General features: G+C 69.5%; 13 protein-coding genes. 8 read left to right on the forward strand and 5 right to left on the reverse strand.

Going from position 1 to position 12475, the window contains the following annotated elements:
* The first annotated feature begins 43 nt into the window (after positions 1-43).
* On the forward strand, positions 44-2641 hold the full coding sequence (locus ACZ7M2_RS25570) for a cellulosome protein (protein WP_471597226.1): 2598 nt from the start codon (positions 44-46) through the stop codon (positions 2639-2641).
* Positions 2642-2660: 19 nt separating this feature from the next.
* Here ACZ7M2_RS25570 and ACZ7M2_RS25575 read toward each other — a convergent pair whose 3' ends face one another.
* Together ACZ7M2_RS25575 and ACZ7M2_RS25580 are read right to left on the reverse strand one after the other, a co-directional pair.
* Positions 2661-3425, reverse strand: coding sequence for a VOC family protein (locus ACZ7M2_RS25575; RefSeq protein ID WP_471597227.1), 765 nt, complete (start codon positions 3423-3425; stop codon positions 2661-2663).
* 89 nt (positions 3426-3514) lie between these two features.
* A complete protein-coding gene (locus ACZ7M2_RS25580) occupies positions 3515-3907 on the reverse strand; it encodes a VOC family protein (RefSeq protein WP_471597228.1) in 393 nt (130 codons plus the stop codon).
* An 84-nt stretch (positions 3908-3991) separates the two neighbouring features.
* On the opposite strand from ACZ7M2_RS25580, the gene ACZ7M2_RS25585 reads away from it, so the two are divergent.
* Positions 3992-4546: a GNAT family N-acetyltransferase gene (locus ACZ7M2_RS25585; protein ID WP_471597229.1), complete on the forward strand. Its 555-nt coding sequence runs from the start codon at positions 3992-3994 to the stop codon at positions 4544-4546.
* Between the two features lie 3 nt (positions 4547-4549).
* Here the strand turns inward: ACZ7M2_RS25585 and ACZ7M2_RS25590 are convergent, their stop codons facing one another.
* Positions 4550-5233 (reverse strand): glycerophosphodiester phosphodiesterase, encoded by a 684-nt coding sequence (locus ACZ7M2_RS25590; RefSeq protein WP_471597230.1) that lies wholly within the window; start codon positions 5231-5233, stop codon positions 4550-4552.
* Between the two features lie 426 nt (positions 5234-5659).
* Here ACZ7M2_RS25590 and ACZ7M2_RS25595 point away from each other — a divergent pair, with 426 nt between their 5' ends.
* The 4 genes from ACZ7M2_RS25595 (at position 5660) to ACZ7M2_RS25610 (ending at position 9577) form a co-directional block, all read left to right on the forward strand.
* Positions 5660-7057, forward strand: coding sequence for a DUF6421 family protein (locus ACZ7M2_RS25595; RefSeq protein WP_471597231.1), 1398 nt, complete (start codon positions 5660-5662; stop codon positions 7055-7057).
* A 35-nt stretch (positions 7058-7092) separates the two neighbouring features.
* Positions 7093-7851 carry an SDR family NAD(P)-dependent oxidoreductase gene (locus ACZ7M2_RS25600; protein ID WP_471597232.1) on the forward strand — a complete coding sequence of 253 codons (759 nt, stop codon included), beginning with the start codon at positions 7093-7095 and terminating at the stop codon, positions 7849-7851.
* Positions 7848-8921 (forward strand): threonine aldolase family protein, encoded by a 1074-nt coding sequence (locus tag ACZ7M2_RS25605; protein WP_095856174.1) that lies wholly within the window; start codon positions 7848-7850, stop codon positions 8919-8921. Before ACZ7M2_RS25600 ends, ACZ7M2_RS25605 begins: the two co-directional genes overlap by 4 nt.
* 83 nt (positions 8922-9004) lie before the next feature.
* Entirely contained in the window at positions 9005-9577 is a 573-nt protein-coding gene (locus tag ACZ7M2_RS25610; RefSeq protein WP_471597233.1) for a transglutaminase domain-containing protein, read from the forward strand.
* Between the two features lie 123 nt (positions 9578-9700).
* On the opposite strand, the gene ACZ7M2_RS25615 is transcribed toward ACZ7M2_RS25610, so the two are convergent.
* Together ACZ7M2_RS25615 and ACZ7M2_RS25620 are read right to left on the reverse strand one after the other, a co-directional pair.
* Complete coding sequence (locus ACZ7M2_RS25615) at positions 9701-10429, reverse strand: lysophospholipid acyltransferase family protein (protein WP_352050895.1); 729 nt, start codon at positions 10427-10429, stop codon at positions 9701-9703.
* A gap of 185 nt (positions 10430-10614) precedes the next feature.
* A complete protein-coding gene (locus ACZ7M2_RS25620; protein ID WP_471597234.1) occupies positions 10615-11031 on the reverse strand; it encodes a DUF4395 domain-containing protein in 417 nt (138 codons plus the stop codon).
* Positions 11032-11106: 75 nt separating this feature from the next.
* Here ACZ7M2_RS25620 and ACZ7M2_RS25625 point away from each other — a divergent pair, with 75 nt between their 5' ends.
* Positions 11107-11520, forward strand: a complete 414-nt coding sequence (locus tag ACZ7M2_RS25625) for a TlpA family protein disulfide reductase (RefSeq protein WP_471597467.1) — start codon at positions 11107-11109, stop codon at positions 11518-11520.
* Between the two features lie 206 nt (positions 11521-11726).
* The gene (locus ACZ7M2_RS25630; RefSeq protein WP_352050897.1) at positions 11727-12257 is read left to right on the forward strand and encodes a flavin reductase family protein; all 531 of its coding nucleotides are present in this window, start codon (positions 11727-11729) and stop codon (positions 12255-12257) included.
* The last annotated feature ends 218 nt before the right edge of the window (positions 12258-12475 follow it).

A 12475-nucleotide genomic window follows, 5' to 3' on the forward strand; every position in this document is an offset into this window, starting at 1 on the left:
ACGTTCAGGCTCGCCCGGTTCGGAGTTCCGGCTGACGTACGGAATGTCGAACAAGCAGCGCGACCGCGGAGGCGCAGTGGCAGCAGACACCGAGACGCTCACCATCGACCTCGGCACCGACACCGGCGCCTTCCACGGCGGGGCGAGCGGCACGCTCTACGGCCTGTACGGCGACGGAGTGCCCAGCCACAACGTGGTCGAGGGCATGTACGTGCGCACGGTGTCGACCAAGGCCCAGGACGGCACCCAGCACCCCGGCGCCGACGCCCTCGACATCCTGCCCTCCTTCGTGGACTGCGGCGGCAGGGACGTCTACCTCTACATGACCGACATCTACCGCGGCTTCCCCTACCAGTGGCCCGGCGCCACCGGCGATGAGCGCCTCGCCGACTACCGGGCCAGGGTGGAGAAGCAGGTCAGGCAGGTCCTGACGACGGGTGCCCTCAAGTCCCACATCGTCTACGTACCGTTCAACGAACCCGAAGGCAACATGTTCGGCACGGGGGAGTGGAGCTATGACAGGACTTCCTGGCACACCGACCCGCGGCACTACTTCGCCGCCTGGAAGGACCTCTACCACCTCATCAAGGGCCTGGACCCGCACGCGCGCATCGCGGGCCCCAACACCTGCGTCCTGTACGAGGAGGTGCGGGGCTTCCTGGAGTTCGCCAAGGCCCACGACGTCCTCCCGGACGTGGTGACCTGGCACGAGCTGTCGACACCCGCCGCGATCCGTACGAACGTCACCAAGTACCGCGACATGGAACGGGAGGTGGGGATCGGCCCCCTCCCCGTCAACATCAACGAGTACGCGCACAACTACCACCTGTCCGTGCCCGGGCAGATGATCCAGTGGATCTCCGCCATCGAGGAGTCGAAGATCGACGCCGACATGGCGTACTGGAACATCGACGGCAACCTCAACGACTCGGCGGTCGAGGCGAACAAGGGCAACGGCCAGTGGTGGCTGTTCCACACCTACGGCCGGATGACCGGCCGCACGGTCCACGTACGGGCGCCGCACCCCAATGCCCAGTACACCCTCCAGGGCGTCGCCACGCTCGACCGGGACAAGCGCCAGGCCCGTGCCCTGTTCGGCGGCAGCGGCGGCGCCGCGGATCTCGTCTTCGAGAACGTCCCCACCCAGATCTTCGGCGGCACGGTCTACGCCAGGCTCCATGAGATCCCGTGGACCGGCCAAGTCGGCGCCTCAGCACAGCCCTTGCGCATCAAGGACCTCGAACTGCCGGTCGGCGAAGGCAGGGTGGTCCTCCCCCTCGCCGACCTCGACGCGATGTCCGCCTACGAGGTGATCCTCTCGCCCGGCGGCGACGGGGCCCTCGCCCCGCCCTCGATCGGCTGGCGCCGCTCGTACCACGCGGAGAACGCGACCTGCACGGGCGAGGGGCACACGAGGAACGGGCCCGAGGGATCCCCCTCCGACGTCGACAGGTTCGCCACCTCGGGCACCTACCACGTCGGCGGACTACGCACCGGCTCCGACCTCGCCGTCGCCTTCTCCATCGAGGTCCCGCAGGACGGGACGTACGACCTGAGCGTCCTCGCGGGCTCCCACAACCTCCACGAACTCGTGCGGGAGCAGGGCCCCACCAACGTCTTCCTGCGTGTCGACGCAGCGGACCCCCAGGAACTGCGCCTGCCCCTCGGCTACAAGCCGGTCGTCTGGGGGCACACCGACACCCGGGTGGAGCTGACGGCGGGCGCGCACACGCTCACCCTGTCCGCGCGGGACCCCGACCTCGGCGCCACCAAGGGCGACGCGATCATCGACCGGATCGACCTCGTCCTGCGGGACGCGCACGTGACCGCGCCCGCGCTGTACGAGGCCGCGTACGCGGGTCTCGGAGCCGGCGCCCGCGTGACGTACGGGCACCGCGGCGCCCGCGGGCCGGGTGCCGTACTGCTGCCGCCAGGAGGGACCGCCACGTTCTGGGTGCACGCGGCCACCGACGGCGAGGCACTCGTGACGGTCGATCACATCGGTCCGGGAGAGGGGCTGTTGACGGTCAACGGGGTGGAGGTGGGAGGCCTCGACCGGGACGGGATCCCGCTGTTCCTGGCCGGCGGCATCAACAAGCTGACGGTGACCGGCACTTCGGAGCGCCTCGTCCTCGACCGGCTGTGCGTGGGACCGGGAACCGGACGCCTCGAGACCACCGTGTACCCCGCCGAGGAGGGCACGGTGACCGGCGAGGCCAAGGTGACCGGCGCCCACACCTTCGCCACCGGCGGGAAGGCGGTCGAGGGCATCGGCAGGGGGCCGGACAACGCCCTCACCCTGACCGTCACGGCGGCACACGCCGGACGTCATGCCGTGACCGTCCGCTACTCCAACGGCGAGCAGCCCCCGGCCACCCACTACAACCCCGATCCGGTCTGCCGCCACGCGGACCTGTCCGTGAACGGGGCGCCGGCACGCCGGATCCTCTTCCCCACCACCTTCCACTTCAACAACTTCTGGGACCTCGCCGTCCCCGTCACCCTGAACAAGGGCACCAACACCCTCACCTTCACCGCCGACGAACGGCCCGACTTCGACGGCGACACCACCAACGCCCACCAGCAGCGCTCCGCGTACGCGCCGGTCATCGACCAGGTGGCGGTGACACCCCTGGCATGAGTTCCGGTCGAGCGTCCGGCTAGCCCTCCTCGCCCGCCACATGAACCCCGAAGTAGGCCCCCTGCGGGTCCCGCAGGACGGCGATCCGGGGGCCCTGCGGCACGGACGTGGGCTCCATGAGAATGCTGCCGCCCGCCCCGACGGCGGCGTTCGCGGCGGCGTCCACGTCCTCGACGGCGAAGTACGGCAGCCAGTGCGGCGGCACCGCGTGCGGGAAGTTGTCGTCCATCGCCACCATGCCGCCGAAGTCGGCTCCCTCGATGCCCCACTGCGTGTAGTGCTCGGAGGCGTTCACGGTCCACCCGAAGACCGTGGTGTAGAACTCGACGGCCCGGTCCGGGGCGCGCGTCAGCAGCTCCACCCAGCCGAGCGCGCCCGGCGCGTTGAACAGCCCCGCGCCCGGGAAGGCCCGCGCCTGCCAGAGCTGGAAGGCCGCTCCGGTCGGGTCGAACGCCACTGCGAAACGCCCGACGTCGAACACGTCCATCGGGCCGAGGACGACCGTGCCGCCCGCGGCCTGCACCGCGTCCACGGCGGTGTCCGCGTCGGCCACGGCGAACGACACGTTCCAGGCGACCGGCTGCGACTCCTGGTACAGCGGAGAGATCGCGGCGACCGGTGCGTCGCCGAGGTGCGCGACCGTGTAGCCGCCCGCCTCCTGGCGCGGGTCGGTCTCCGGGCGCCAGCCGAACAGATCGGCGTAGAAGCGCTTGGCCGCCTCCAGATCGCTGGTCCCTAGCTCGGTCCAGCACGGACCGCCGGGCACCGGCTTGTCGAGCTTCATGACGTTCCTCCGCCCTTCCGCCAGAAGGCCTCTCCAGCACGCTATGCCCGTGCCCGGGCCGTGGCCATCCGGCGCAGGGCGTCGTGCGATCAGATTCCGGGGCGGTAGCGCAACGGATGCTCCGCCGGGATCTCCACGAGCACGATCTCGACACCGTCAGGATCCGCGATCCACATCTCGATCAGCCCCCACGGCTCCTTCACCGGCGGGCGCACGATGTCGACCCCGGCCGCCGACAGTTCCTCGTACGCCGCCTCGGCGTCGGCCACCTGGAGCCACAGCCTGAGCGCGGGCGAGGGCGGGGTCTGGGAGCGGCCCGAGACCTCCAGGAAGCCGCCGCCGAGGAAGTAGACCGTGCCGCGTTCGGGCCCCGTCCCGAACTCCCGGTGGACGGCGAGCCCCAGCCGCTCGCCGTAGAAGGAGCGGGAGCGTTCCGGGTCGGTGGGCCGCAGAAGGATCCGACTGCTCAGTACATGCACCATGCACCCGGAGCCTAGGGCCTCAAGGGCGAGGGCGTTACGCTCAGTGGTGCCCGAGCCACGCCAGAGAATTCGGAGAACCGTTCCATGGACACCGCCGCCGCCACCGGACTGACCTTCCGTGATGCCACCGACGCCGATGTGGACGCCCTCGTCGTGCTGATCGAGTCGGCCTACCGCGGGGACTCCAGCCGGACCGGCTGGACCACGGAGGCGGACATCCTCGAAGGTCAGCGGACCGACCCGGAGGGCGTGCTCGCCGTCATCAAGGCGCCGGGCAGCCGCCTCCTGACAGTGGAGCGGGACGGCGCCGTCGTCGCCTGCTGCCAGCTCGAACACCGCGGCGACCACGCCTACTTCGGCATGTTCGCGGTCAGCCCCGCACTCCAGGGCGGCGGCCTGGGCAAGGTGATCATCGCCGAGGCGGAGCGGCACGCCCACGAGACCTGGGAGGTCACGGAGATGCACATGACCGTGATCTCCGCGCGCGAGGACCTCATCGCCTGGTACGAGCGACGCGGCTACCGCCGTACGGGAAAGATGACCCCCTTCCCGTACGGCGACGAGCGCTTCGGCATTCCGCAGCGCGACGACCTGCAGTTCGAGCTGCTGGTCAAGCCCCTGGCACAGCCGGCGGAGTGATCCTCAGGCCGTGAAGCGGCCGGTGCGTTTGATCTGGGGGTAGTCGGTGGTCGCGCCGTCCAGCTCCAGGGCCCGCACCAGCCGCAGGTGGTCCTGGGTGTTCACCACCCAGCCGATGATCCGCAGATCCGCCTTGCGGGCGTGCTCGACGACCTCCAGGGTCAGCCGGCGGACGTTGAGGCAGACGGTGGCGGCGCCGGCCTCCACGGCGCGGTCCACGACGTCGACGCCGTAGCGGCTCGCGATGAGCGCCGTGCGGACGCCCGGCACGAGCCGCGTGATCTCGGCGATCGCCTCGTCGTGGAACGACGACACCTCGACCCGCCCCACCAGATCGCGCCGGTGCATCACCTCGGCGAGCGCCCGCGCCGCCGCCGTGTCCTTGATCTCGGCCTGCAGCGGCGCCCTGACGGCGTCCAGGACCTCTTCGAAGACGGGCACGCGCTCACCGTGCCCGGCGTCCAGGGCGCGCAGCTCGGCGAGGGTCATCTCGGCGATCGGCCCCGAGCCGTCGGTCGTACGGTCCACGTCCGCGTCGTGCATGACGACCAGCGCGCCGTCCTTGCTCAGATGCAGATCGAGTTCGATCAGGTCGAGGCCCGCGTGCTGGGCGGCGATGAAGGAACGGAGGGTGTTCTCGGGCTCGACACCCATCACTCCGCGATGACCGATGGTGAGGAAGTTCAAGATTCGACTCGCTTCCGTCGACGGCGGCTCGGCTCGCGCGTGGTCTCGGCGGCACCCACGCGGCAAGGCCGCAGCCTAATCGTCCCGCCGCGCGATGTACCCGCTCGTACGCCAGGCAGGGCGTGTCTGGCGCAAGGGGAGAGCGGGCCGTTGCCGCCGGCGCGCGTCACCCGGGCGTGGGCGAGTCTTTCGGCGGTTGACCCCGAGCGCCCCGGAGTCGTTGCTCCTGCCACGTGCCGGCCCTCCCCGCGGATGCCCGTGTGCCCGGCGCCGTATAGGGGAAGTAGTCGCCTCCACGGTATCCGGCAGGAAAAAGAGCGGTGAAGACGGGGTGGTGCAGGATAATCTATCGAGTCTCCCCTTGCGGGAAGGAACCTCGTTTACATACGGTGTGCATACGCGAGGTTCTCCCGTGGAGGGTGAGAGATGACGGAAATTCTTGTGCCAGTGGGTGTGGAGGAGCGGGTTCCTCCCGTGGGCAGGGTGGTGGAGCACCCGGCTTGGCCTGTGCTCAAGGATGCCGTGGAGGAGATCCGGCCCTGGCAGTCCAAGGACGGGTCGATCGACTTCGAGGCCGAGGGCGCCCCGGACGCGGCCGATGTGGATCTGGTCGTACGCCGTGCCGTAGACGCCATCGAGCAGCTCGCCCCGCTGCTGCCGCACGACGCCGAGTACCACGAGGCGCTCGTGAAGGATCTGCGCCGCTGGGCCGACGGTGGCTTCCAGGTGCCCGACTTCCTGGACTCCCTGCTGGCCTTCCAGCCCGCCGCGCACCGTGAGGACGGCCTTCAGCACCTGGTCGTCTTCCCGATGTACACGCAGAACGGCAACCCGGACCGCAACTTCGAGGCGGTCGTGCTGCGCATGGTCTGGCCGGAGTGGCTGGCGGAGCTGGAGCGCACCCGCTACGACAACCCGCTGTTCTGCGGCATCACCTTCGAGGACTTCACGGCGGGCTACGACACCAACTCGGCCGTCCTCTTCCCGGAGACGATCGCCGTGCGCGAGGCGCCGGAACGTTTCTCCTGGGGTGGCATCTTCTGCGACCGCGAGGCTGCCCGCTTCCGCGCCGTCACCGACGCCGCCGTGGACGTCCTGGGCCTTCAGCTGCCCGAGGACATCGCCGCGATGGTGCAGGACCAGGAGCGCTGCGAGCAGGCCTTCGTGCTGTGGGACATGGTCCACGACCGCACCCACAGCCACGGCGACCTGCCGTTCGACCCCTTCATGATCAAGCAGCGGCAGCCGTTCTGGATGTACGGCCTCGAAGAGCTGCGCTGCGACCTCACCGCCTTCAAGGAGGCCGTGAAGCTGGAGGCCGAGGGCCACCAGCACGGCCGTGACGTGCAGTACGCGGTGCTCTTCGACCGGATGTTCCGCTTCCCGGTCACCGGCGACCGCGTCCGCAACTACGACGGTCTCGGCGGCCAGCTCCTCTTCGCCTATCTGCACCAGCACGACGTCGTGCGCTGGACCGACAACACGCTGCAGATCGACTGGCAGCGTGCCCCGCAGATCACCAACCAGCTGTGCGCGGAGATCGTGGAGCTCTACCGGGCCGGCATCGACCGTCCCAAGCTCGTCCACTGGTTCAAGGCGTACGAGCTCGTCTCCACCTATCTCGCGCCGCACCCCGGCTCCCGCTGGGCCAAGGGCCCGGACGCCCTTGATCTGACCCAGCCGCCCCGTAAGCTCGTCGACGACGTGCTTCCGGACGAGTTTCCGCTGAGCATGTTCTATGAGGCGCTCTCCAAGAAACTGAAGAACGTGATCGCCTCCACCAAGGGCATCACCGCGACGAGCGCCGAGCGGGCCGCCGCGTGAGCGCTCGTACCGGGGATGTTCAGGAGGCGAAGGCGATGTCACACGGAAACGGCAACGGACCTCTCAGCGGCGCGGTGATCGCGGTCGCCGGAGCGGGTGGACCCGCCGGGCGCGCGACGCTGGCCCGGCTCGCCGACGCGGGCGCGACCGTCATCGGATCGGACAACGATCCCGAGCGGCTCGCGGAGGCCGTGGACGCGGCCCGCTACGGGCACGGCGGCGCCACCGTCGTGGGCGACACCGTCGACCTGCTCGATCTCGAGTCGACCCGCGACTGGGCCGTCCGCGTCGAGAAGGACTTCGGCCACGTCGACGGCCTGGTCCACCTGGTCGGCGGCTGGCGGGGCAGCGAGACCTTCACCAGGACGAGCCTCGACGACTGGGACTTCCTGGAGCTGCTGCTCATCCGCACGGTGCAGAACACGTCCCTCGCGTTCCACGAGGCCTTGCAGCGCAGCGACCGTGGCCGCTACCTCCTGATCAGCGCCGCGGGCGCGAGCAAGCCCACCGCGGGCAACGCCGCCTACTCCGCCGCCAAGGCCGCCGCCGAGGCGTGGACGCTGGCCATGGCCGACTACTTCCGCAAGGCGGGGGGCGAGCAGGGCGCGACTTCCGCGGCTGCCATCCTGGTGGTCAAGGCACTGGTGCACGACGCGATGCGCGCCGAGCGCCCCAACGCGAAGTTCGCGGGCTTCACGGACGTCGAGGATCTGGCCGAGGCCATCGCCGGCGTCTGGTCGCGGCCCGCCGGTGAAGTGAACGGAAACCGTCTGTGGCTGACCGAGAAGCCGTGAACCCTCCGAAGACCGACGCCCGGCGTCACCACGACCCGGCCGTCCGCGGCTTCGCCAGCGACAACTACGCGGGGGCCCACCCCGAGGTGCTCGCCGCCGTGGCCCTGGCCAACGGCGGGCACCAGGTCGCGTACGGCGAGGACGACTACACGGCGAACCTCCAGCAGATCATCCGCAGCCACTTCGGCGCCACCGCCGAGGCATTCCCGGTCTTCAACGGGACCGGCGCGAACGTGGTCGCGCTCCAGGCGGTCACCGACCGCTGGGGCGCGGTGATCTGCGCGGAGAGCGCGCACATCAACGTCGACGAGGGCGGCGCCCCCGAGCGCATGGGCGGCCTCAAGCTGCTCACCGTGCCCACGCCCGACGGCAAGCTCACCCCGGAGCTGATCGACCGTCAGGCCTACGGCTGGGACGACGAGCACCGCGCGATGCCGCAGGTCGTCTCGATCACCCAGAGCACCGAACTGGGCACCCTCTACACGCCCGACGAGATCCGAGCGATCTGCGACCACGCCCACGCGCACGGCATGAAGGTGCACCTGGACGGGTCCCGGATAGCCAACGCGGCCGCCTCCCTGGACGTCCCCATGCGGACGTTCACCAACGCGGTCGGCGTCGACCTCCTGAGCCTCGGCGGGACGAAGAACGGCGCGCTGTACGGCGAGGCCGTCGTCGTCCTCAACCAGGACGCGGTCAGTCACATGAAGCACCTGCGCAAGCTGTCCATGCAGCTCGCCTCCAAGATGCGCTTCGTCTCCGTGCAGTTGGAGGCGTTGCTCGCCAAGGACCTGTGGCTGCGCAACGCCCGCCACTCCAACCAGATGGCCCAGCGGCTGGCCGAGGGTGTGCGCGCGGTGCACGGCGTGGAGATCCTCCACCCGGTCCAGGCCAACGCCGTCTTCGCGCGTCTCCCGCACGACGTGAGTGAGCGGCTCCAGAAGCGCTACCGCTTCTACTTCTGGGACGAGGCGGCGGGCGACGTCCGCTGGATGTGCTCCTTCGACACGACCGAGGACGACGTCGACGGGTTCGTGGCGGCGCTCAAGGAGGAGATGGCTCACGCGTAGCCCGAGCGGGGCATCTGCATAGGTATGCGGTCATCTGAAAAGTCATTGACTCTCGGGTGATCGCATTCCTATGCTCTCCGGGCATGGAGCTGATCCAGGAAACCGCCGACCTGTCCGCCTACTTGGCCGCCGACGAGGTCATCGACCATGACCATCCGCTCGTACGGGAGACGGCCGCCCGGCTGGCCAAGGAGGCCGTCGACTCGTATGCCTATGCGCGGGCGGCCTTCGAATTCGTGCGCGACACCATCCCGCACTCGCAGGACTCCGGCGATCTTCGGGTCACCTGGCGTGCCTCCGACGTGCTGGAGCGACGTACCGGCATCTGCTACGCGAAGGCCCACGCCCTGGCCGCGCTGCTGCGGGCCGAGGACATCCCGACGGCGTTCTGCTACCAGAAGTTCGACGAGGTGCACGGGCTCGTCGCCGTGCGGTTCAACGGCGCCTGGCACCGGCAGGACCCCCGCGGCAACAAGCCCGGTGTGGACGCCCAGTTCTCCCTGGACGGCGAGCGGCTGGCCTTCACGCCCGACCCCGAGTTCGATGAGCTCGACCATCCGGTCCTGTACGCCGAACCTCACCCGGTCGTGCTGAGCGCCCTCAAGGCCGCCCCCGACCGGCCGTACCTCTGGAAGACGCTGCCCAGCGCGCTCTGAGACCGGCCGACCGTCACCCGGACGCGGGCGGGACGGTGCGGTGCGACGGGGCCGAACTCGCCGCACTCCTGGAGGACTTCAGCCCCGGGGCGCGGATCACCGTCCACACCCCGGCGTGACGATTCAGCGGGCCTCGGCCGCCTTCACCTCTTCGGGGGTCGGCGCCGTGCCGCCGAGGTGCGCGGGCATCCACCAGGTGTCGTCCGGGCCCTTGGGGCGGACCGGATAGGAGCGCTGCGCGGCCTCCAGGAGTTCCTGGGCACGCTCGCGCAGCCGCCGGGTGATGGCGCCCGCGTACTGGTCCTGCGGCGCCTCCACCGGCTCGCCGACCCGGATGGTGATCGGGGTGTGGCTGCGCTTGAAGTTGCGCGGGTGGCCCTTGGTCCACAGCCGCTGGGTGCCCCACAGGGCCATCGGGATCAGCGGCACGCCGGCCTCCTGGGCCATGCGCGCGGCACCCGACTTGAAGCTCTTCAGGGTGAAGGACTGGGAGATGGTCGCTTCGGGGAAGACGCCGACGATCTCGCCGGACCGCAGTGAATCCAGCGCGTGCTGATACGCCGTCTCGCCCTGCTTGCGGTCCACCGGGATGTGCTTCATGCCCCGCATCAGCGGACCGGAGATCTTGTGCCGGAAGACCGACTCCTTCGCCATGAAACGCACCAGGCGCTTCTGCGGCAGGGCTGCCAGACCGTCGAAGATGAAGTCCAGATAGCTGATGTGGTTGCTGACCAGCACGGCGCCGCCCGAGCGCGGAATGTTCTCCGATCCCTTGCAGTCGATCTTGAGGTCCCAGGCCTTGAACAACACTTGGGCGAGACCGACGACAGGACGGTAGACAAGCTCTGCCATGGACGGGGTGGACCCTTTCTCTCTGCTCGGGAAGGGGTCTCCCGGCGGGAAAGTTACGCAGCCGTAGGTTTACGGCATTGCGCAGATCGTGCCCCAAGAACGGACGAGTGGCCAGTCCCAGTGCCGCGATGCGGCGAGATCCTCGTCACGTGTCCCCTGATCGACCTCGGAGTTCTCACTCACCGTCACTGGGCGCGTACCGTCACCCGACGTACGAGCAGGTACGTCTCGCAGCCGAGGCAGTACCCGAACGCCGCGTTGAGGAACGCGGCCGCCAGCGCGCAGCCGGTCGCGGCGAACCCCAGCCAGTTGGGCCCCGCCGTGAAACCGATCAGCCCCACCACGGCGAACACGAGCCCGACGGCCTGCGCGAACTGCGGCGGCTGCGGCGACTCGAACTCTGCGGGCGGCCCGAGTCGGGGGCGAACGGCCTTCCGGAACAGCCAGCCGTAGGGAGAGCGCGCCACGCCGCCCGAGGCGCCCAGCGCGAACGCCAGTACCTGCCAGGCCAACAGCCAGGTGCTGCCGGTGATCAGAACGGCCGCCAGTACGACGGTCGTCACGGCCGCACCGAACCGCGGCCCTCTTGCGTCAATGTCCATGAATCAAGCATTCCGTATGAAGGGCGGTCAGGGGACCCGGGAATCTTTGCGGTCTCGTGAATGCTTGTGCTGGAGATGACCGGACTTGTGGTGTGCGTGATGGTGCTCGCGGTGGCAAGCGCGTTCGGAGTGCTGCATCGGCGGCGGAACGGGAGGGTGAGAGTGCGCGGGCGTGACGGTGGAAAGCGGCTCGGCGCGGCGGAGTTGGGGGAGGGACTCGGTGAACGGGCCACGCTCGTCCAGTTCTCCAGTGCTTTCTGCGCTCCGTGCCGGGCCACCCGGCGGGTGCTCGCCGAGGTGGCCGGAATGGTCCCGGGCGTGCATCACGTGGAGATCGACGCCGAGGACCGCCTCGAACTCGTCCGCGAACTCGAGATCCTCAAGACCCCGACCGTGCTCGTCCTCGACGCCGACGGACGGATCGTGCGGCGCGCCATCGGACAGCCGCGCAAGGCGGATGTGATCGCGGCGCTGGGAGAGGCCGTCTGACGCGTGGCGATCATGGTGAGGCATCTCGCAGATGACCGGACGTACTTGACTGCACGCACCACCTATCGTCAACCTGACCGTATGCCCCCGGAACTCCTTCTCTTCGAGCGCGTCCACGTGGACCTGGCCCGCACCGCGAGTGCGCGCTGTCCGGCCTGTTGAGCACCGACGGATCTGCTCTTCACCACTCGCAGAAGGACGACTCCATGACGGCCACGCCCGACCTGGACACTTTTCGGCTCGCCTCTCCCGATGCGCAACTCGCCTCCCCCGACCTCCTGCGCTCCGTCTTCCGGCAGCATGCGGCCGGTGTTGCCGTGATCACGGCGCAGGGCGGCTCGGGTCCCGTGGGCTTCACCGCCACCTCGCTCAGCTCCGTCTCCGCCGAGCCCCCGATCGTCTCCTTCGGTATCGGTGTCGGCGCTTCGAGCTGGCCCGCGATCTCCGAGTCCGACCACGTCGGCATCCACGTACTCGGCGAGCACCAGCAGGAACTCGCCGCCACCTTCGCCCGCAGCGGCGCCGACCGCTTCGGCGCGCCCACCCGTTGGCGCAAGGGCCCGGAAGGTGTTCCCGTCCTCGACGGCGTACTGGCCTGGCTCGTCTGCCGGGTCGCGGCGCGGGTGCCGGCCGGGGATCATCGCATCGTGCTGGCGGAGGTCGTCCTCGGTGATCCGTCGGGCGTGGGCCGCCCGCTGCTGTACCACCAGGGGCGTTTCAACGGCCTGCGCGACTGAAGCTACTCGCCGGTCCTACTGGCGGGTCCTACTCGCCGGTTACGCAGCGTTGCCAAGGTCACAGTTCAAAGCGCTTGCTTAGTGGGCAGGAACTGGGTGTACTGGCGAGTAATATTTCGTTCGGAGCGCGGGCCGCCCCGACCGGGATCGGCCGCTTCAGGCGCCTATGCTGCCTGAAAGAAGGCAGCCCAGAAATGACGATGCAGTAGGAGAGCCGG

Source organism: Streptomyces sp. NPDC111507, assembly GCF_055638955.1.

What these genes read in the sequence shown, in the direction of transcription:
- ACZ7M2_RS25630 (WP_352050897.1), top strand. Translation starts at nt 11,727, where the DNA reads ATGACGGCCACGCCCGACCTGGACACTTTTCGGCTCGCCTCTCCCGAT.
- ACZ7M2_RS25620 (WP_471597234.1), bottom strand. Translation starts at nt 11,031, where the DNA reads ATGGACATTGACGCAAGAGGGCCGCGGTTCGGTGCGGCCGTGACGACC.
- ACZ7M2_RS25580 (WP_471597228.1), bottom strand. Translation starts at nt 3,907, where the DNA reads ATGGTGCATGTACTGAGCAGTCGGATCCTTCTGCGGCCCACCGACCCG.
- ACZ7M2_RS25600 (WP_471597232.1), top strand. Translation starts at nt 7,093, where the DNA reads ATGTCACACGGAAACGGCAACGGACCTCTCAGCGGCGCGGTGATCGCG.
- ACZ7M2_RS25625 (WP_471597467.1), top strand. Translation starts at nt 11,107, where the DNA reads ATGACCGGACTTGTGGTGTGCGTGATGGTGCTCGCGGTGGCAAGCGCG.
- ACZ7M2_RS25570 (WP_471597226.1), top strand. Translation starts at nt 44, where the DNA reads ATGTCGAACAAGCAGCGCGACCGCGGAGGCGCAGTGGCAGCAGACACC.
- ACZ7M2_RS25615 (WP_352050895.1), bottom strand. Translation starts at nt 10,429, where the DNA reads ATGGCAGAGCTTGTCTACCGTCCTGTCGTCGGTCTCGCCCAAGTGTTG.
- ACZ7M2_RS25585 (WP_471597229.1), top strand. Translation starts at nt 3,992, where the DNA reads ATGGACACCGCCGCCGCCACCGGACTGACCTTCCGTGATGCCACCGAC.
- ACZ7M2_RS25575 (WP_471597227.1), bottom strand. Translation starts at nt 3,425, where the DNA reads ATGAAGCTCGACAAGCCGGTGCCCGGCGGTCCGTGCTGGACCGAGCTA.
- ACZ7M2_RS25610 (WP_471597233.1), top strand. Translation starts at nt 9,005, where the DNA reads ATGGAGCTGATCCAGGAAACCGCCGACCTGTCCGCCTACTTGGCCGCC.
- ACZ7M2_RS25595 (WP_471597231.1), top strand. Translation starts at nt 5,660, where the DNA reads ATGACGGAAATTCTTGTGCCAGTGGGTGTGGAGGAGCGGGTTCCTCCC.